Genomic DNA, 17726 nt, shown 5'->3' on the forward strand with positions numbered 1-17726 from the left:
TGAATACCATCTCCATACAAATCATGTTCTTGCCTTGCTCTTGCTTCCTAATAAGTAGACCTATATTTTTGAGTGGCACTCATAGCCAACCCTTTGATCCTGTGAGACTATTTTCATCCCTTTCCCGATTGGAACGCATCGTGTCCCTCGATTACTACCAGCGCCATGCCGCCGAGTTGGCGGCCCGTTATCAGCAGGTATCGCCCCATGCCGTGCATGGGGAGTGGCTCACTTTGCTTGAGCCCTGGCTGGCGGCGGCGCCGCGTCGAATGCTGGATGTGGGGGCGGGGAGCGGTCGGGATGCGGCCTTTCTGGCGGCTCTGCACCCCGGCCATGTCGTGATGGCGGCCGAGCCTTGCCAAGCCCTCGCCCAACTGGGGGAGGCGCATACCCGCGCGACCCAGGGGCATCAGGTGGTCTGGGTGAGCGATGCCCTGCCGGCCCTGACCCGGGTGAGCGGGCCCTTCGATCTGATCCTGCTGAGCGCCGTCTGGATGCATCTGCCGCCGGCGGTTCGCCCGCAGGCGCTGGCGCGCCTCGGTGAACTCCTCTCGCCCCAAGGTTATCTGGTGCTGAGCCTGCGTCTGGTGATCTCGATGCAGGAGGCGCGAGAGCGGGCCATGTTCCCGGTCAGCCCCGATGAGGTGGCACAGCTGGCGGGGGAAGCGGGGATGGCGCTGCTTTATGCCTCGGCGCCCCAGCCGGATGTCCTGGCGCGCCCCGAGCTCAGTTGGCAGAGCCTGATCCTGGGGGGCCAAGATGCATGCCTCCCCTGAGCAGCAGCTCGTCTTTATCGCCTACCTGCAACGCATCTTCAGCGAGGGGAATTTCGTTGCCACCTACAAGTGCGCCCTGCTGCACGCCATTGCCGATATCGCCATCGAGCGCAGCGCCGAGCGTCACGAGCTGGAGGCGGCGCGCACCATCACCCTCGATGAGCTGGCCGCCAAGTTTGTAGAGCTCTACTGGCAGCACTCCCTGCCTTACTCGGCGACCGAACAGAGCGCCACCCTGCTCAAGCAGAGCAGTGGGCGCCAGGCCAGCATGCTGACCGAGCTGGCCCGGCTGCGCGAAGAGGGCGTACGATCGGTCACGGCCCTGCGTCGTCACAGTGCCTGGCAACCGCTGCTGGCTCAGGTGCGGCGCATCCTGATTGACGGCCCCCTGTGGCGGCTACAGATCCTGGGGGGACGGGAGGAGTGTTACCTCTACCCGCACCAGAAGGGGAGCCATCATATCCGCCTGCAGCCTGGCATCCTCTTCTGCCTGCACCGTTTTTACGATCTGGTGGTCTCTCTTGCCCGCCAGCACTGGCTGCAACTGATCGTCGAGATGAAGGGCAACCGTCTTCTGATTGGGCAGAGCGCCGGGCTCGAGGCCTTCCTGTTTGGCTCGCGCCGGCAGGGGCTTGGGCGAGTGGGGGAGGTGCTCAAGGATCTGCAAGAGGGCCACTGCTTTTACTGCCGCAAGCCTATCCACAAGGATGGTGAGGTGGATCACTTCATCCCCTGGCGCCGCTATCCGCTCGATCTGGGCCACAACTTCGTGCTGGCCCACGCCAAGTGCAATAACAACAAGCGGGACTTTCTGGCCGCCCCCGAGCACAGGGATGCCTGGTATGAGCAGAACATTCTGACCCACGGCGCCCTGCTCACCCATGAGTTGGCGCCCTTGGTGAACGTGGATGCCGAGCGCTCTACCGCTATCGCCACCTGGGCCTATCAGCAGGCTCTGCGCGAAGGCTCTCGCCTCTGGTGCTGCATCAATCGGTTTGTCGATTCGGCTTCTGCTACCCCCAAGACCGCTTCATTCACTGTGAGAGGCGTCAGGTAACTGCCAGTGGGGATCCGATGATGCAAACAAAAAGGGCCACTTATTGCGAAGTGGCCCTTTCCAAACGTGGCTGGCGGAATCTGAATTCATTTTGTATCTTGTTGTTTTTTAATGTTAATTTAAATTTGACGGGTTGCGATTGGTACCGTGGTTGGTACCGGTTTTTTTGATGCGTTTTGGACTCTGGTTCCACTTCTGAAATGGCCATGACACCCCCAAAAAGAATTGGTTTTAGAAGCCAGGGCATCAGTTTTGGGTGTCACTGTGTCATCGTGTCACCACGCTGTGGTTTATCTATACGATAGTTTAGTCTAATTCTGAGTGATATTGATAAGTGATTGATTTGTATTGTGAAATCATTGTCTCAACTAAGCGGGAACGTTTGGGTGTCGTTACGCAGTTGACACGGGTCTCGGATGGCGAACTGTCTAGGTGTCACTGCGTGATAGTGGGGGGCAATTGAGATTCTGGCTGGTCCCTTCGGATGCTGATCAACACCCCGGCTTGGTTATGAGCCGGGGCCGGGGTGATGGCTCCACAAGTTCTTGGATTGGGTTACAGGTCCTCGAAAGAGCACTGAATAAATAGACCTCGTGCTTCTTGTTCTGCCTTGCTCGCAAGCTCGGGGGCGAGTGGGGGCAGCTCGATGCCTTCCCGTCCCGCCACATAGAGTGGTCCACCCACATCATCATCGTACCCATCGCCATTCTCATGGATGGCCCTCAAGTCGTCCTGAGTGAAGTCGTCGCCAAGCAACTGAGCTAGGCGCAGCCATACCCAAGATTGGTAGAGGTTGTCCCGGTCGTACTCTTCAATGAGGGCAAACATGGCCTGTGTATCGCCTCTGTACGCTGCTTGCGTCAACCAGTGGTGGGCAGCTTGTTGGTTATCGTGTTCCATCGCGAGCCATGCGATGGCTGCCGGGTCGCTGACCGTGGCTGGGTCAATGTCAAAGATGCCGCTATCCAACCTTGCTTCAGCCAGTGCATAGCGTGCCTCGACGATGCCACCTTGGGCGGCTTTGAGGGTGTGATGAAGCCAGCGTTGTTGCTGTTGCAGTAGTTCGGCGAAGTCGTTGGCAAACTCCAGCTCTGGTCCACTCAGCACCATCCCTGCTTGTTGCTTGCTGTACCAGTAGCCGCTCGGTTCGTCGGAGTGGTCAAGGTAACCCTCTGCATCACCTAACCGCTGCGCCAGCCACCAGTGCACCTCTGGATGGCCTCTATCCGCAAAGGCTTCCAGTTGTTGCAGTACCTGGAGGGCGAGCGGAGTCTGATGGTCGGCATTAAGTTGCTCTATCAGCTCTTGTACTGCATCGACTGGCGCCGTGCTCGATGGCGGGGCTTGGTCGTGAGCGCCGTCATTCTCTGCTGCATCATCGGTCCCATTCTCTTCCCATTGGTCATCGTCATCCCATTCTCCCCCGTCTAACAGGCCAAGTGCTTCTACCTGGATGCTCGCCACGCCGGCGCGTTGCAGGTGCTGGCCTAGCAGCAACGACAGGGTTTGCGATTGGGGTAACGCGAGTTCTCGTCCCCGTTGCTCGAGCAAGGTCAGGTTGGGCTGACAGGGCCAGGGGGTCTGGTGCAACAGAATGGCTTCGGCCTGGAGGGCGGCATAACTGCGATAGCCAAAGGCAGCCGCAATCAACTCATACAGATGGGTAGTCTTAAGAGTATCCGCCGATGCGGTGATGAGCTGCTGGCGAGTGTCGTGAACGAACTGTTTGATGGTCATGATCCAATCTCCGAGTCCACGCTTCGGGTCAGGCGCACACGTTTAAGCAACCAAAAGCGGGATGCCGGGTATCAGATCATTAAGGATGTGGGTACTCAGTGCCGGTTTGACTCGTGTGCAAGTCGTGCGGGCCGCCCACTCAAACTAGGCGAGTTCATCGTGGGTTTCAAGATCGTCATCAGACAGCGCATTGAGGATAGATGTGGTGACGGTAGGGTAAATTGGCAAAGAGAATGTCTTCCTAAAAACGCGACGTGTGCAAAACCGCAGTATCGGCGCAGTAGGAGTGGTTGGGCATAGTTATCGTGGTCAACTCTGAAGGGACAAGGCGATGAATAACCCATCTGGTTTGGGGCGAAGGGCCAGTCTGTGAGTGCTCGCCACTCTGTTGCCTGGCTTGTTGCCGCCGATTGCACCTATCGCACAGACAGTCTCGGCTATACCCGCTATCAGTGTGACGATGGTAAGCAGGGCACCCTGCGTGAGGATGCAATCGGCAATGTCAAAGGCTCTGGCACCGGGGCCACTTGGCGCACGGATGCCTTGGGCAATCTCAAGGGGAGTGATGGCACGACTTACCTGGGGGATTCAGGGCGTGGCAACAACCCGAACAGCAAAGAGCTTGTAATCTGGCGTGAGGATAGTCTCGGTAACCTGCGTGCCTCCGATGGCTCCGTCTGCCTAACCAACGCGCTGGGGCAACTCACATGCAGTGGCGAGAATACACCGCCAACCTGGTTTGAAGGCAAATGATGGCTTTTACAGCAAATGGTCTGTGCATCGCCTCTGATGTGAGATCAGGCATGGTTGCAAAGGGGGCAAGTGGGTAAACTCGTCGGCAATGCCTGGCGTCGCAACCAGCAAGGTTGCGAATTCTCGCCTCTTTTCTTTTTCCATGCGCTCTTGGCGCAAAAAAACTCTTATCGGAATACCTGACTCATGGCTATCAAGAAAAACGAACTCTACTCCTCCCTCTGGGCTGGCTGCGATGAGCTACGCGGCGGGATGGATGCCTCCCAGTACAAGGACTATGTGCTGACCCTGCTGTTTGTAAAATACGTCTCCGATAAGGCGAAGGCTCCCAAGGCCATGATTGAGGTGCCGTCAGGGGCGAGCTTTGACGACATTGTGGCGCTCAAGGGCAGCAAGGAGATAGGCGAGGGGATCAACACCATCATCAGTGCGCTGGCGACCGCCAACGACCTGCAAGGGGTGATCACCATTGCCGACTTCAACGACGAGGACAAACTCGGCAAGGGCAAGGAGATGATCGACCGCCTCTCCAAGCTGGTGGCCATCTTCGAGGGGCTGGATCTGTCGGCCAACCGTACCGAAGGGGATGATCTGCTGGGTGATGCCTATGAATACCTGATGCGCCATTTCGCTACCGAGTCGGGTAAGTCCAAGGGGCAGTTCTACACCCCGGCCGAGGTATCGCGCATTCTGGCCAAGGTGATCGGCATCAGCCGTCAGACCCCGCAAGATGCCACCGTCTACGACCCCACCTGTGGTTCTGGCTCCTTGCTGCTCAAGGCGAGCGACGAGGCTGGTCCCAAGGGGCTGAGTATTTACGGGCAGGAGATGGACAACGCCACCAGTGCGCTGGCGCGGATGAACATGATCCTGCACGATAACACCACCGCCAAGATCAGCAAGGGCAACACCCTGGCCGCGCCCCAATGGAAGGAGGGCAACAACCAGCTCAAGACCTTCGACTTTGCCGTGGCCAACCCGCCCTTCTCCAACAAGAACTGGACCAGTGGTCTCGATGCCGAGCACGACGAGTTCGGCCGCTTTGTCTGGGGCGTGCCGCCAGAGAAAAACGGCGATTACGCCTTCTTGCTGCACATCATCAAGAGCCTGAAGAGCACCGGCAAGGGCGCCGTGATCCTGCCCCACGGTGTGCTGTTTCGTGGCAATGCCGAGGCGCGTATTCGCGAGAACCTGCTGAAACAAGGCTATATCAAGGGGATCATCGGTCTGCCCGCCAACCTCTTCTACGGCACCGGTATTCCCGCCTGCATCATCGTCATCGACAAAGAGAGCGCCAACACCCGCGCCTTCAATGCATTGGCTGACAATGAGCAAGGGCTGTTTATGATCGATGCCAGCAAAGGCTTTATCAAAGATGGCAACAAGAACCGGCTGCGCGAGCAGGACATCCACAAGATTGTCGACACCTTCACCCGTGGCCTGACCCTGGAGGGTTACAGCCGCTGGGTGCCGCTTGGCGAGATCGCGGGCAACGACTACAACCTCAATATCCCGCGCTATATCGATGGCAGCGAAGGGGAAGACTTGCACGATCTGGCCGGTCACCTGCAAGGGGGGATCCCCGAGCACGATATCGCGGCGCTTGGCCCCTACTGGCGGGTATTCCCGACCCTCAAGGCGGCCCTGTTTACCCCGTTGCGTCCCGGCTACAGTGAGGCGCGGGTAGCCGCCGCCAAGGTCAAGAGCACCATACTGGCCTGTGAGGAGTTTGCCCGCTTCAAACAGGCGGCGCTGACGCCGTTCGCCCAGTGGTTTAGTGAGTGCCAGTTCGGCGAGTTTGCCAAGGGTGACTCGCCCAAGGCGCTGATCGACGAGGTGAGTGAAGCACTGCTTGAGCACTACCGCGCGAGCGCCGAGGCGACCGGTGAGCTGCTCGACCCCTACGCCATCTATCAGCTGCTGATGGACTACTGGCAAAGCCAGCTGCAAGACGATCTCTATGTCCTCTCTCAGGATGGTTGGCCAGCGGGTCGGGTCCTGCGCGAGCTGATTGCCGACAAGGGCGAAAAGATCAAAGAGAGCCCGGATCTGGTAATTAGCAAGGCTAAGTACAAGGCTGAGCTGCTCCCACCCGCCTTGCTGGTGGCCCGCTTCTTTGCCAATGAACAAAAAGAGCTCGATACCCTGCAAGCCGCGCTTGATGAAGCAAGCCAGGCACTGGAGAGCTTTATTGAGGAGCAGAGCGGGGAAGAGGGCGGACTGGTCGATGCCATGAACGACAAGGAGAAGGTGACCGCCGCCAGCGTCAAGGCCCGTATCAAGGCCGCCACCGACAAGGAGGAGCTGGCTGTGCTCAAGCAGGCGCAGCAGCTGTTCGACGCCGAGACTCGCGCCAAGAAGGCCCACAAAGAGGCCAGCGACGCCCTCGATAAAGCGGTATTTGCCCACTACCCCAAGCTGCAGGATAACGAGATTAAAACCCTGCTGGTGGAAGAGAAGTGGCAGGCGAGCCTGCGTGCTGCGCTGGAAGCCGAGATTGAGCGGGTTACTCAGCAGCTTGCCAACCGGGTCAAGGAGCTTGAGGAGCGTTATAGCAGTTCCTTACCACAACTAACCCAAAACGTGAGCGAGCTGGAGGCCAAGGTGGCGGCCCATCTAAAGGCCATGGGGCTGGAGTGGGCATAATGGCAGATCAGATGATGCAGCATAATGCAGATGAATTGGCCGCCAAGCAGACTATTCCGGCGGGCTTTAAATGGACCGAAATTGGCATAATTCCTGAGGATTGGATTATCGAGAGGCTCGGAATGTATGCATCATTTCGAACCGGTCCATTTGGGAGTGCGTTACACAAGTCTGATTACGTCATTGATGGTATACCAATAGTAAATCCTATGCAGATTATTGATGGGGGTATTATTCCAACATCATCTATGAGCATATCGACGACTGCGGCCACAAAGCTCTCAGAATTTAGACTTCAGACTGGTGACATTGTTATAGGTCGCAGAGGAGAAATGGGGCGTTGTGCTGTAGTTGGGATTGAGGAAAATGGTTGGCTCTGTGGTACAGGGTCAATGATCATTCGGATTAAGTCGAGTTGTGAGTCTCGATTTATACAACGAGTTCTTTCAAGCAAGGAGATAATTGCTGCGATAGAGAGTTCATCCGTAGGTACTACGATGATAAATCTGAATCAAAGTACCCTACGAGAGCTGAAAATTTTTATTCCTTCGAATAAGAACGAGCAACTTGCAATAGCTACGGTTCTCTCAGATACCGATGCATTGATTTCAGGCTTGGAGCAACTGATCGCCAAGAAACAGGCCATCAAGACCGCTACCATGCAGCAACTGCTGACTGGTCGTACCCGCCTGCCGCAATTCGCCCTGCGCCCCGATGGAACCCCCAAAGGCTATAAATCCAGCGAACAGGGAGATATTCCGGAGGATTGGGATTTAGGTGGATTCGGTGAGTTGTTTGAAAGTAATATTCAGCGTCAAGCCTTACGCAAAGATGAATTAGTCACCTTTGTTGGTATGCAAGACATTAGTGAAAGTGGGAAGTTAACTTCCCAAAATACTCATCCACTTAATCAAATTAAAGCAGGGCTCACTTATTTTGAAAGAGGTGATGTGTTAGTCGCAAAGATAACTCCATGCTTTGAGAATGGTAAGGGCTGCCATACAGATACATTACTTACTGAAATAGGTTATGGCAGCACAGAGTTTCATGTTCTTCGTGCGAATGAATGTGCGGATTCAAAGTTCATCTATTACTGGACAACAAAAAGTAGTTTACGCATAGCCCTTGAGGCCGAAATGGTAGGTAGTGCCGGTCATCGCAGAGTGCCTTTTTCTGCGCTTCAAGTTTATCAGATACCATGTCCGAACAATAAGAATGAACAAACCGCCATCGCCACCATTTTCTCCGATATGGATAGCGAGCTTACCGCGCTGGAACAGAAACTGGCCAAGGCCCGTGATGTAAAGCAGGGGATGATGCAGCAGTTGTTGACCGGCCGTATCCGCCTGCCACTGGAGGTGCAAGCATGAGTGCAAACCGCTGTTATTACCGTATCTTCGCTGGTGCCAAAAGCCTGTATGCCGACCTGTGTCAGCAGCAAGGTTTTATCGGTGGTGACTGGGGAATTGAACAGGATCTCCGTAGCCAGTTACCCGATGATTGGCGTGAATTTAACAAGCTGTTCGTGCCGCAGTTTCTTGCTGCCAATTCCGACAAGAGTCGCATCGCCGCTGGTTTGGCCTGTGGCATGTTGCACACCATCTGCAAGGGGATGCAGACCCATGATCGGGTGCTCTGCCCCGATGGAAATGGCCAGTATTATGTCGGTGAAGTGATCTCTGATTACACCTATCAGCCGGGCGGCCCGTTGCCGCACCGGCGCAAGGTAAACTGGTTTCCGCAACGCTTGCGTAAGGACGAGTTGAGCCAGGAGTTGAAGAATTCCGCTGGCTCGATTGCCACCGTCTGCAACCTGAGCAAATACGCCCAGGAACTCGATGCCTTGCTAGCAGGAAACCTGCCGCCAACGCTGATCCACACCGATGCTACGGTGGAAGACCCTGGGGTATTTGCCCTGGAAAAGCATCTGGAAGAGTTCCTGATAGCCAACTGGGCCGCCACCGAGTTGGGCAAGGCGTTTGATATCTACAGTGAGGAGGGTGAGCCGGTGGGGCGGCAATATCCCTCGGATACCGGACCGATTGATATTCTGGCCATCAGCAAAGACAAAACATGTTTATTGGTCGTAGAGCTCAAGCGTGGTCGTGCCAGTGATGCAGTGGTGGGGCAAATCCAGCGCTACATGGGTTACGTCAAGGATGAATTGTGTGAGCCTGGTCAGCAGGTACAAGGGGTGATCATTGCGCTGGAGGATGACCTTAAATTGCGCCGAGCCTTGAGTGTGACGCAGAACATCCAATTCTATCGCTATCAGGTGAACTTCAAGCTAGTGAAGGTGTGATAGATGAAGGGCGTTCGACGTCTCAAAAGGTAGACTGGCAATGTATACAGAGTAAACGCCAACTGGGGTGAATAATAGATAATGCCATACGACTACAGCGGTACTCTCAACCCTGACAAGGCGCTGATTTTTCGCATCGTACATCGCGATAATCTGCCGTGGATCTTGGCCAATGGTTTGTGGGCTGGGAATAGTACCGAGAAGAGCGATAGCTGGGTGCATATTGGATTGTTGGAGCTTATCGACAAGCGGGCCCACCATCCGGTACCGTTGGCGCCTTATGGCGTGCTCAATGACTATGTGCCGTTTTACTTCACCCCTTTTTCACCCATGCTTAGTAACATTCATGCTGGGAGAGGGGTCCCCCGGCGAGATAACGATGAGCTGCTGATCTTGGTCTCGAGTCTGCATCGTATGGCTGCGTTGGAGTTGGCATTCCTGTTCACCGATAGCCATGCCTACTACCAGTGGGCCAATTTCTACGATGAGTTGGGCCAGTTGCACCGGATCGACTGGCCTATCTTACAACGTCGAGACTTCAAGCGTGACCCGGATGATCCTGCAAAGTTTGAGCGGTATCAGGCGGAGGCTCTCATCCATCAACACTGCCCGGTTGAAGCATTGCTTGGTGTTGTGTGTTACAACGAAAGGGTAAAAAGTTGGATTGAACAGTTGATGGCGCAATCGGGTATAACGCTACCTGTGCATGTTCGTCCAAGATGGTATTTTTGATGATTAAATACACGACTGGCAATCTGCTGGACGCGCCTGTTGAGGCACTGGTGAACACGGTGAACACTGTAGGGGTCATGGGCAAGGGCATTGCGTTGATGTTTAAAGAACGCTTTCCCGACAACATGGTCCACTATGCGGCTGCTTGCAAGTCAGGGCAAGTGACCACAGGCAAGATGTTCATCACAGAAACCGGTGAGTTGCTGGGCCCCCGCTGGATTGTCAATTTTCCTACCAAGCAACATTGGCGGTCCCCATCCCGGATGGCATGGATCCAGGATGGCTTGCAGGACCTGCGACACTGGTTGGTACAAAACCACGTCAAATCTATCGCCATTCCCCCGTTAGGCGCGGGCAATGGTGGCCTGCCATGGCCCAAGGTAAAACAGGCCATTGAACAGGCTCTCTGCGATCTTGATATCGAGATCCTGCTGTTCGAACCCAGCAACCAGTACCAGAATGTTGCCAAGCCGACAGGCGTCGAGTGTCTTACTCCGGCCCGTGCCTTGATTGCCGAGCTAGTCCGTCGCTACTGGTTTCTTGGTATGGAGTGCAGTCTGCTGGAGATTCAAAAGTTGGCATGGTTCCTAGCGCGTTTTATCCGGCAAACAGCCCCACAAGACCCGCTACAGTTGCACTTCACAGCGCACAATTATGGGCCCTATGCCAATAATCTGACTCACTTGCTTAACGCAATGGATGGCAGTTATCTGAAGTCAGATAAGCGGATCCCGGATAGTCAGCCGTTTGATGTCATTTGGTTTAATGATGAGAAGAAGCAGCTATTGACCACCTATTTGCAAACCGAAGCACAAGATTACTTACCCGCGTTAGAGCAGGCCTCTGCTCTTATCGATGGGTTTGAATCACCTTATGGGATGGAGCTGCTCGCGACAGTCGACTGGATGATAAGCCAAGAGGGGTGTGAGCCAACCGTCGAGGCGCTGCGTGCCGGACTCATGCGTTGGCCGAAAGGAGGAAAATGGGCACGGCGCAAAGCGGGCCTGTTTGATGACAAGAGTTTGCAGATTGCACTCACTCGCTTACAACAGGGGTTTTCTGTTTGTCACTGATGAGTGGCAAGCGCCATGTACTTGAAATGTGGTAGCCTTGTCTGACTCCGTTTTGATGTAACTCATTATTCTGGCTATTGAATAATCACGGGCTGTACTTGTGGCCCTGTTGATTTGGATATCATCTCTTTTCAGGTTGGCGGGTTGGTTAGGTAGCCCCAGCCATCTTGTTGTCCACATGGAACCTGCCCTATGGGAAAAGTCGGTCAAAAAGAGCTGGCCACCCAGCAACGTGTTGTCACCTTTTTTCAACAGCAATTAGAGTGGCGTTATCTCGGTAACTGGCACACCCGCCCCAACAATCGCAATATCGAACCTGCTTTGCTGACTGACTGGTTGATGGGCCGTGGGGTGGATGAGGTGCTTATTCCCCGAGTCCTGCGTCAGCTCGAGCGTACCGCGAGCCTGGGGGAGGGGCGTCAACTCTATGATGCCAATAAAGAGGTCTACCGCCTGTTGCGCTACGGCGTGAAGGAGAAGAGCGGGGCGGGTGAGCAGAATCAGACTGTCTGGTTGGTGGATTGGGCCAATACTGAAGCTAACGATTTTGCCATCGCCGAGGAGGTAACAGTCGCAGGGGAGAATACCAAGCGACCGGATCTGGTGCTCTACGTCAACGGTATTGCGCTAGGGGTGATCGAGCTCAAGCGATCCACTGTCTCTATCGGTGAAGGGATCCGGCAAAACCTCGACAACCAGCAACAGGCTTTCATTCGCAACTTTTTCACCACCCAACAGTTGCTCATGGCAGGCAACGACAGCCAGGGCCTGCGGTACGGCACCATCGAAACCCCTGAGAAATATTATCTGGAGTGGAAAGAGGCCGGCTCTTCGCAGGATGGAAATCCGTTGGATCGCCACCTCGCCCAGCTCTGCGAGAAGGGGCGCTTTCTTGAGTTAGTTCACAACTTTATCGTGTTCGATAGCGGGGTGAAGAAGACCTGTCGCCATAACCAGTATTTCGGGATCACGGCGGCCAAGCGTTTTATTGAACGCCATGAGGGCGGGATCATCTGGCATACCCAGGGTAGTGGTAAAAGCCTGACCATGGTGTGGCTGGCCAAGTGGATCCGAGAAAATGTCGCTGACAGCCGTGTCTTGATCATTACTGACCGTACCGAACTCGATGAGCAGATAGAGAAGGTATTTGCCGGGGTTGAAGAGGAGATCCTGCGGACCAAGAGTGGGGCCGATCTGGTGCGCCGTCTTAACGATGCACACCCTTGGCTGCTTTGCTCTTTGGTACACAAATTTGGCCGACACACGGAAGAAGAAGGTGAGACGGATGAGCGAGATGACGATGAATTTATCGCCGAGCTCAAAGCCAGTCTGCCGGTTGATTTTTCGCCCAAGGGCAAACTCTTTGTGTTCGTGGATGAGTGCCACCGTACTCAGTCGGGCAAGTTGCATGGGGCCATGAAGAGCATATTGCCCGAGGCACTTTTTATTGGCTTCACCGGCACACCTCTGATGAAGAAGGATAAGAAGAAGTCGGTGGAAGTGTTTGGCCCCTTCATTCACACCTACAAGTTTGACGAGGCGGTGAGCGATGGAGTGGTGCTGGACTTGCGTTATGAGGCCCGCGACATTGACCAACGGGTCAAGTCTCAGGCCAAGGTGGACGAATGGTTCGAGGTGAAGACCAAAACTCTATCTCGGCTTGGTCGTCAGCAGCTAAAAGAGAAGTGGGCTTCGATGCAGAAGCTGCTCTCGAGCCGCTCACGGCTTGAGCAGATTGTGGCCGATATCCTGCTCGATTTTGACCGTAAACAGCGCTTGGCGGATGGCCGTGGCAATGCCATGTTGGTGTGCTCCAGCGTTTATCAGGCTTGCAAAAGCTATGAGCTATTCAGTCAGGCGGGATTTGCTGACAAGTGTGCCATCATCACCAGCTATCAGCCTAATGCCAGCCATATAAAAGGACAGACGACCGGTGCGGGGTTGACCGAAAAGCTGGCGAAATACCATATCTATCGCAAGATGCTGGCGAACTTTTTCGGCCAGAGCGAGGATGAGGCTGGCAAGCGGGTGGAGGAGTTTGAGAAAACGGTCAAACAGCGCTTTATCAAGGAGCCGGGTCGGATGCGGCTGCTGATTGTCGTGGACAAGCTGTTGACCGGTTTCGATGCGCCGTCGGCGACTTACCTTTACATCGATAAAAAGATGGCCGATCACAACCTCTTTCAGGCTATCTGCCGGGTCAACCGGCTCGATGGTGCCGACAAGGAGTATGGCTATATCGTCGATTACAAGGACCTGTTCCGTTCTCTTGAGAAAACCGTCAAGGATTACACGGCCGAGGCGTTTGAGAGCTATGACAAGGAGGATGTGGCTGGGTTGCTGAAAGATCGCTTGGCACAAGGGAAGAAAGACCTTGATGATGCCCAGGAGGCGGTACGAACGCTCTGTGAACCGGTCAAGGTCCCCCGCGAAGAGTTGGATTATCAGCACTACTTCTGCTGTGCTCCGGGGGCAGACGAAGATGAGCTGCTCGACAAGGAGGCGCTGCGTCTAACCCTCTATCAATATGTCGCCAAGCTTATCCGTGCGTTCACCGCGCTGGCAGGGGAGATGGAAGAGGCAGGTTATAGTGCGGGCCAGGCTGCTGCAATCCGTCGTGAGGTGGAGCACTACAGCAAAGTGCGCGACATGATCAAAGTAGCCAGTAGTGATCACGTCGATATGAAGCAGTTCGAGCCGGCGATGCGGCAGATGCTGGATCTCTATATCGATGCCGACCCCAGTGAAACCCTGATGGACTTTGAAGAGCTGGGACTGTTGGAGTTGATCATCGAGCGGGGGGCTGAAGGGCTTGAGGGAGCACCCGAGGGGCTGCGTAAAGACCCCGAGGCCATGGCTGAGGCGATTGAAAACAACGTGCGACGCACCATCGTTGACGAGAATCCGGTTAACCCCAAGTACTACGAAAAGATGTCGGTGCTGCTCGATGAGCTGATTGAGCTGCGCCGCTCTCAGGCTATCTCTTACCAGGAGTATCTGGAAAAGGTGCGCGAGCTGGCCATGAAGGTGAAACGTCCAGCCAGCGGGGGAGCACAGACCTATCCTGCCAGTGTCAATACATCGGCCAAGCGTGCGCTCTATGACAATTTGGGCTGCGATGAAGTGCTGGTGACTAAGATCGATACTGCTGTCAGATATACCAAAAAGGCGGACTGGCTCGGTGATCGCTTCAAAGAGCGAGAGGTTGCCTTCGCTATTGCCGAAGAAATCAAAGAGTACGATGTGACCGTCGCGGATGTGATGACTCTGGTAAAAGCCCAGCCGGAGTACCATTGATGGCGTTGGTTACCTTTGGTGAGCTGACGTTCGAACTGCAGCGCAAGGGCATCAAGAACTTGCATATCAATGTATTGCCCCCTGATGGACGAGTGCGGGTTTCTGCGCCCGCTGCTTTGTCAGATACCGCCATTCGGGTTGCTGTGGTGCGAAGACTGGCCTGGATCCGACAGCAGCAGGCTGCGTTTGTTACCCAGCCGCGTCAGAGCGAGCGCAAGATGTGTAGCGGAGAGACTCACTATCTTTGGGGGCGAGGCTACCGACTGGATGTGATCCCGACCGAGGGCGCCCACAGCGTCAAGCTGCAGGGTGGCTGGATCCGGATGCGAGTACCCGCTCATTATGATACGGATCGTCGCGAGGCATTGTTGCTAGAGTGGTATCGTCAACTGCTACGCCAGCGTTTGCCGGGTCTTATTGCCAAGTGGCAGGAGGCGTTAAGGGTGTCACCTTCTTTTGTTGGTATCAAACGCATGAAGACCATGTGGGGTAGTTGCAAAACGGATACTGCTCGCATCTGGATTAACCTCGAACTAGTCAAGAAGCCCCCTGAGTGCTTGGAGTTTATCGTTGTTCACGAACTGGTCCATTTGCTTGAGCGCAAACATAACCAGCGATTTATCTCCCTGATGGACTTGCACTTGCCCAATTGGCGTGAACACAGAGAGAAACTGAACAAGATGCCATTAGCTTTTAATCGATGGGGGTATTAAGTGTTTCTTTATGATCCAGAGAAATATATTGAGTGGCTTGGCTATCCTTCGGCAGGGGATTTTTTCCATGGGATATTTAGCTCTCCATTACTGAATGAAGGAAAGTTGCATGCGCCATGTGCAAAAACACTCAAGAAGTTTTTTTCATTAAATGAACCAGTAAAGGTAACGCCTCAGGCTGAAAAGTTCTTCCATAGATTAAAAGAATACCTTATCTCTCAGGGTGTAGATCCTGAATGCCTGGAGCCAGACTCCAAACCTATTCTGAGAGTTCAGTTCTCTGCTCGGGCTAAATGGCCAGCCTTATTTGAAGCGTTACAAGTTAATGGATATTATCCGCAGGCGTGTATACAAGCTAATCATCTGCTTGGTAAAGTGCAGGAGTTGCTTGATAGCTTGGATGGCCTTGAGGGCCAAGAGCGAATTCAGAAAGTAATTGATAACGACTGGGTATTGTCAAGTCTGACTGAGCTGGGTGTTGGGGCGGTTGTCAATGATTGTGATGTAAATATAGAGCTTGAAGATAATGAGGCTTTGGCTAAAACTCTACATTATCTAAACATATACATGTTTATTAAGGTGTTTGCCGCGTTCGACGCTGATTTTAACAGCAAGGTATCGATGGAGAATAAGAAATCTCTATTTTTAAAGCTGATGCCTACATCTCCTCTTGAGGATTGGGTACCCCATAGGTCAGGTATATTTGAACCCTTGCTTCAAGCTTTTGAGTCTAAGGCGTTAGGCTATCAAGCATTTTCTAAGTATGCTAATTGCAATGAAGATTCTATAAAAACCAACTTGCGTCAGTTTTATGCAAAGGAAAGGAATCTGAAATTTAAAACCGTGAAAAAATGGTTCTTTGGTGCATTTGAAGAGCTATCACAAAAGAAGGACCTTGATGAAGCGGAAGTGCTGAATTACTGTGAGCCAGCTTGGTATGTTGCGGACATATTGTCCGGGTGGGTTAAAGTAACGCACTCCTCTGAATTTAATAATGTTCAAGTTGCATGTTTTAGTCATTATCAACGGTTTTATAATGAAGCTATTGGCAGCAGGGAGCCGTAGGCTCCCCGCAAAAATCATTCATTATCGTCGTCATCTTTTTTAGATATGTGGTTTTATTACTTTTTCGGTGCTGTTTTTGGCGGTGTGACGGCAACGGTTCTTTGTGCGCGAGCGGTGAAGCTATCTTTACGTACCTCGCCGCCGTTATCCCGAGCTTCCGCGCTATGAATACGAGATACGGCATCTGTGGTCATTGGTTTTTTGTTATTGCTCATCATAAATCTCCTTGTCATCTCCAGTGGAAGTACTGGATAGCGAGAATGTATGAGAAAAGAAGCCATCTTACAGGGGGCAAAAATTGGAAATTTTTCTCTCGTACATACTGGAGTGGCCGCGAAGCCTGATTAGGGCCTCGATTGTCTGCTGCATCGGAATTGAAAAAATGCTGCGAATGTAAGCGGTCATTGGTGACCGATTCTGCATTCGCGGCGGCGGGAGGGGATACCGCCCCCCTACCTTGGCTCGACCACCCCCCCCCTCTGGCTCATCCAGCCCCCTCTTATCCTTGATGAAACCGCAAGCTGACTCACCCTCGACTCACCCATCGTGGGTGAGTGGTAATGAAAAGATGGACGGTTTATCTATAACCAATTGATTTTAATGGGCTGTCCCGTTCCTATGATAGGAACCGAACCATCTGCCTTGATGGTGATGTCACCATGATTTTTAGGCGTCGCAGTCAGGGTTACCCAATGAACTGAGGCAGGCGAGACCTCGGATACTGCGATACCAGGGGTAAGCCCGGTCGAAAGGGAATAAATATCGATTCTATTTTGATGCTTTTGTCCCCCTAAAGGGGGACTTAAATCTTGGGGCGGCAATCTTGCCAAAACCAAAGGACAGCATCATGAAGATCAATCATGAACTAATCGAGAAGGTATTCGGGAAGTCAGGGCGTTCACTCGAGCACATGCTGATGTGTGGTGACTTGACCGAGGAAGAGCTGCTGGAGTTCAGCCTTTTCGTTGCATCAGTTACCGTGCCCACGGGGGGAATCTTGGGTAAGTCCTTGATGGATAGCATCAAGCATGGGTTAAACCAGAAAGTGATTAGTGGTCTTAACCCGGCTCTTCAAGGACTGCGCATTGCCCAAACCCAGCATGAGATGAAGGTCAGTGAGAGCGCCAAACGTAAAGCTCGTAAGGTCGCGTTGAATGGCGACGAAGTGCTCGAGCTGGCTTACTTGATGGCGGTTGCTGATGAGTACTTTTTCCAACAGCTTCGGACTCGTGTTGAGAATGACTGGCAGGCTAAGGTGTGGTCACAGGAGAAGTTGATCGCCCAGCTGACGCATAAGCGAGCGCATCTATTTGATGAGCAGGAAGATGACGAGCAATCTCGCCTCCATTAAGCGTAATCGGGGCCGCGTTCTGCGGCCCCACATCCAAGGTTAATCACCGGCTGACTGACAGTCTTGTTCAAGTAGCTTGTCACGGGCCATGATGATGCGCTCGATTGGCAACTGGTACATACGTGCCTGCTCGACGCGTGGTAAATCCCTACCAGTTCCGTGGGAGAGGATGCCATGTTTGCGAAGGACTCGATGAACGAAGTTGGCGGTGAACCCAGAGAAGG

The 17726-nt window shown here is 53.7% G+C and carries 15 protein-coding genes; 12 read left to right on the top strand and 3 right to left on the bottom strand.

The features are described from left to right. Nucleotides 1–140 precede the first annotated feature (140 nt). Both BN1121_RS00655 and BN1121_RS00660 read left to right on the top strand, forming a co-directional pair. The gene (locus BN1121_RS00655; RefSeq protein WP_005360408.1) at nt 141–776 is read left to right on the top strand and encodes a class I SAM-dependent methyltransferase; all 636 of its coding nucleotides are present in this window, start codon (nt 141–143) and stop codon (nt 774–776) included. Further along, nucleotides 760–1833, top strand: a complete 1074-nt coding sequence (locus BN1121_RS00660; RefSeq protein ID WP_005360411.1) for an HNH endonuclease — start codon at nt 760–762, stop codon at nt 1831–1833. Before BN1121_RS00655 ends, BN1121_RS00660 begins: the two co-directional genes overlap by 17 nt. 555 nt (nt 1834–2388) lie before the next feature. On the opposite strand, the gene BN1121_RS18945 is transcribed toward BN1121_RS00660, so the two are convergent. Continuing rightward, nucleotides 2389–3570 (bottom strand): hypothetical protein, encoded by a 1182-nt coding sequence (locus BN1121_RS18945; RefSeq protein WP_005360413.1) that lies wholly within the window; start codon nt 3568–3570, stop codon nt 2389–2391. 369 nt (nt 3571–3939) lie between these two features. Between BN1121_RS18945 and BN1121_RS00670 the strand changes: the two genes are divergently transcribed. From BN1121_RS00670 to BN1121_RS19630, 9 genes are all read left to right on the top strand, one after another. Further along, a complete protein-coding gene (locus tag BN1121_RS00670) occupies nt 3940–4323 on the top strand; it encodes a hypothetical protein (RefSeq protein WP_005360415.1) in 384 nt (127 codons plus the stop codon). A 186-nt stretch (nt 4324–4509) separates the two neighbouring features. Next, complete coding sequence (locus tag BN1121_RS00675; protein WP_005360418.1) at nt 4510–6969, top strand: type I restriction-modification system subunit M; 2460 nt, start codon at nt 4510–4512, stop codon at nt 6967–6969. Continuing rightward, nucleotides 6969–8339 carry a restriction endonuclease subunit S gene (locus BN1121_RS00680; RefSeq protein WP_005360420.1) on the top strand — a complete coding sequence of 457 codons (1371 nt, stop codon included), beginning with the start codon at nt 6969–6971 and terminating at the stop codon, nt 8337–8339. Before BN1121_RS00675 ends, BN1121_RS00680 begins: the two co-directional genes overlap by 1 nt. After that, nucleotides 8336–9271, top strand: a complete 936-nt coding sequence (locus tag BN1121_RS00685) for an endonuclease NucS domain-containing protein (protein WP_005360422.1) — start codon at nt 8336–8338, stop codon at nt 9269–9271. The genes BN1121_RS00680 and BN1121_RS00685 overlap by 4 nt, the downstream gene beginning before the upstream one ends. Nucleotides 9272–9352: 81 nt before the next feature. Beyond that, nucleotides 9353–10003, top strand: coding sequence for a type II toxin-antitoxin system toxin DNA ADP-ribosyl transferase DarT (darT, locus tag BN1121_RS00690; protein WP_005360424.1), 651 nt, complete (start codon nt 9353–9355; stop codon nt 10001–10003). Next, entirely contained in the window at nt 10003–11076 is a 1074-nt protein-coding gene (gene darG / locus BN1121_RS00695) for a type II toxin-antitoxin system antitoxin DNA ADP-ribosyl glycohydrolase DarG (RefSeq protein ID WP_005360426.1), read from the top strand. The genes darT and darG overlap by 1 nt, the downstream gene beginning before the upstream one ends. Before the next feature lie 192 nt (nt 11077–11268). Next, nucleotides 11269–14373, top strand: coding sequence for a type I restriction endonuclease subunit R (locus tag BN1121_RS00700; RefSeq protein ID WP_005360429.1), 3105 nt, complete (start codon nt 11269–11271; stop codon nt 14371–14373). Beyond that, nucleotides 14373–15086: a M48 family metallopeptidase gene (locus tag BN1121_RS00705; protein ID WP_005360431.1), complete on the top strand. Its 714-nt coding sequence runs from the start codon at nt 14373–14375 to the stop codon at nt 15084–15086. Before BN1121_RS00700 ends, BN1121_RS00705 begins: the two co-directional genes overlap by 1 nt. Beyond that, on the top strand, nt 15087–16151 hold the full coding sequence (locus BN1121_RS19630; RefSeq protein ID WP_152424742.1) for a hypothetical protein: 1065 nt from the start codon (nt 15087–15089) through the stop codon (nt 16149–16151). 56 nt (nt 16152–16207) lie between these two features. Here the strand turns inward: BN1121_RS19630 and BN1121_RS19635 are convergent, their stop codons facing one another. Beyond that, a complete protein-coding gene (locus tag BN1121_RS19635; RefSeq protein ID WP_156139381.1) occupies nt 16208–16369 on the bottom strand; it encodes a hypothetical protein in 162 nt (53 codons plus the stop codon). A 629-nt stretch (nt 16370–16998) separates the two neighbouring features. On the opposite strand from BN1121_RS19635, the gene BN1121_RS00715 reads away from it, so the two are divergent. Continuing rightward, the gene (locus BN1121_RS00715; protein ID WP_005360435.1) at nt 16999–17502 is read left to right on the top strand and encodes a hypothetical protein; all 504 of its coding nucleotides are present in this window, start codon (nt 16999–17001) and stop codon (nt 17500–17502) included. A 39-nt stretch (nt 17503–17541) separates the two neighbouring features. Here the strand turns inward: BN1121_RS00715 and BN1121_RS20100 are convergent. Further along, on the bottom strand, nt 17542–17726 hold a 185-nt coding region (locus BN1121_RS20100; protein ID WP_231552978.1), incomplete at its 5' end, for a hypothetical protein.

Origin of the sequence: Aeromonas diversa CDC 2478-85 (genome assembly GCF_000819805.1) — a bacterium.
GTDB lineage: Bacteria > Pseudomonadota > Gammaproteobacteria > Enterobacterales > Aeromonadaceae > Aeromonas > Aeromonas diversa.

What these genes read in the sequence shown, in the direction of transcription:
- BN1121_RS00685 (WP_005360422.1), top strand. Translation starts at nt 8,336, where the DNA reads ATGAGTGCAAACCGCTGTTATTACCGTATCTTCGCTGGTGCCAAAAGC.
- BN1121_RS00660 (WP_005360411.1), top strand. Translation starts at nt 760, where the DNA reads ATGCATGCCTCCCCTGAGCAGCAGCTCGTCTTTATCGCCTACCTGCAA.
- BN1121_RS00705 (WP_005360431.1), top strand. Translation starts at nt 14,373, where the DNA reads ATGGCGTTGGTTACCTTTGGTGAGCTGACGTTCGAACTGCAGCGCAAG.
- darG (WP_005360426.1), top strand. Translation starts at nt 10,003, where the DNA reads ATGATTAAATACACGACTGGCAATCTGCTGGACGCGCCTGTTGAGGCA.
- BN1121_RS00715 (WP_005360435.1), top strand. Translation starts at nt 16,999, where the DNA reads ATGAAGATCAATCATGAACTAATCGAGAAGGTATTCGGGAAGTCAGGG.
- BN1121_RS18945 (WP_005360413.1), bottom strand. Translation starts at nt 3,570, where the DNA reads ATGACCATCAAACAGTTCGTTCACGACACTCGCCAGCAGCTCATCACC.
- BN1121_RS00680 (WP_005360420.1), top strand. Translation starts at nt 6,969, where the DNA reads ATGGCAGATCAGATGATGCAGCATAATGCAGATGAATTGGCCGCCAAG.
- BN1121_RS00700 (WP_005360429.1), top strand. Translation starts at nt 11,269, where the DNA reads ATGGGAAAAGTCGGTCAAAAAGAGCTGGCCACCCAGCAACGTGTTGTC.
- darT (WP_005360424.1), top strand. Translation starts at nt 9,353, where the DNA reads ATGCCATACGACTACAGCGGTACTCTCAACCCTGACAAGGCGCTGATT.
- BN1121_RS19635 (WP_156139381.1), bottom strand. Translation starts at nt 16,369, where the DNA reads ATGATGAGCAATAACAAAAAACCAATGACCACAGATGCCGTATCTCGT.
- BN1121_RS00675 (WP_005360418.1), top strand. Translation starts at nt 4,510, where the DNA reads ATGGCTATCAAGAAAAACGAACTCTACTCCTCCCTCTGGGCTGGCTGC.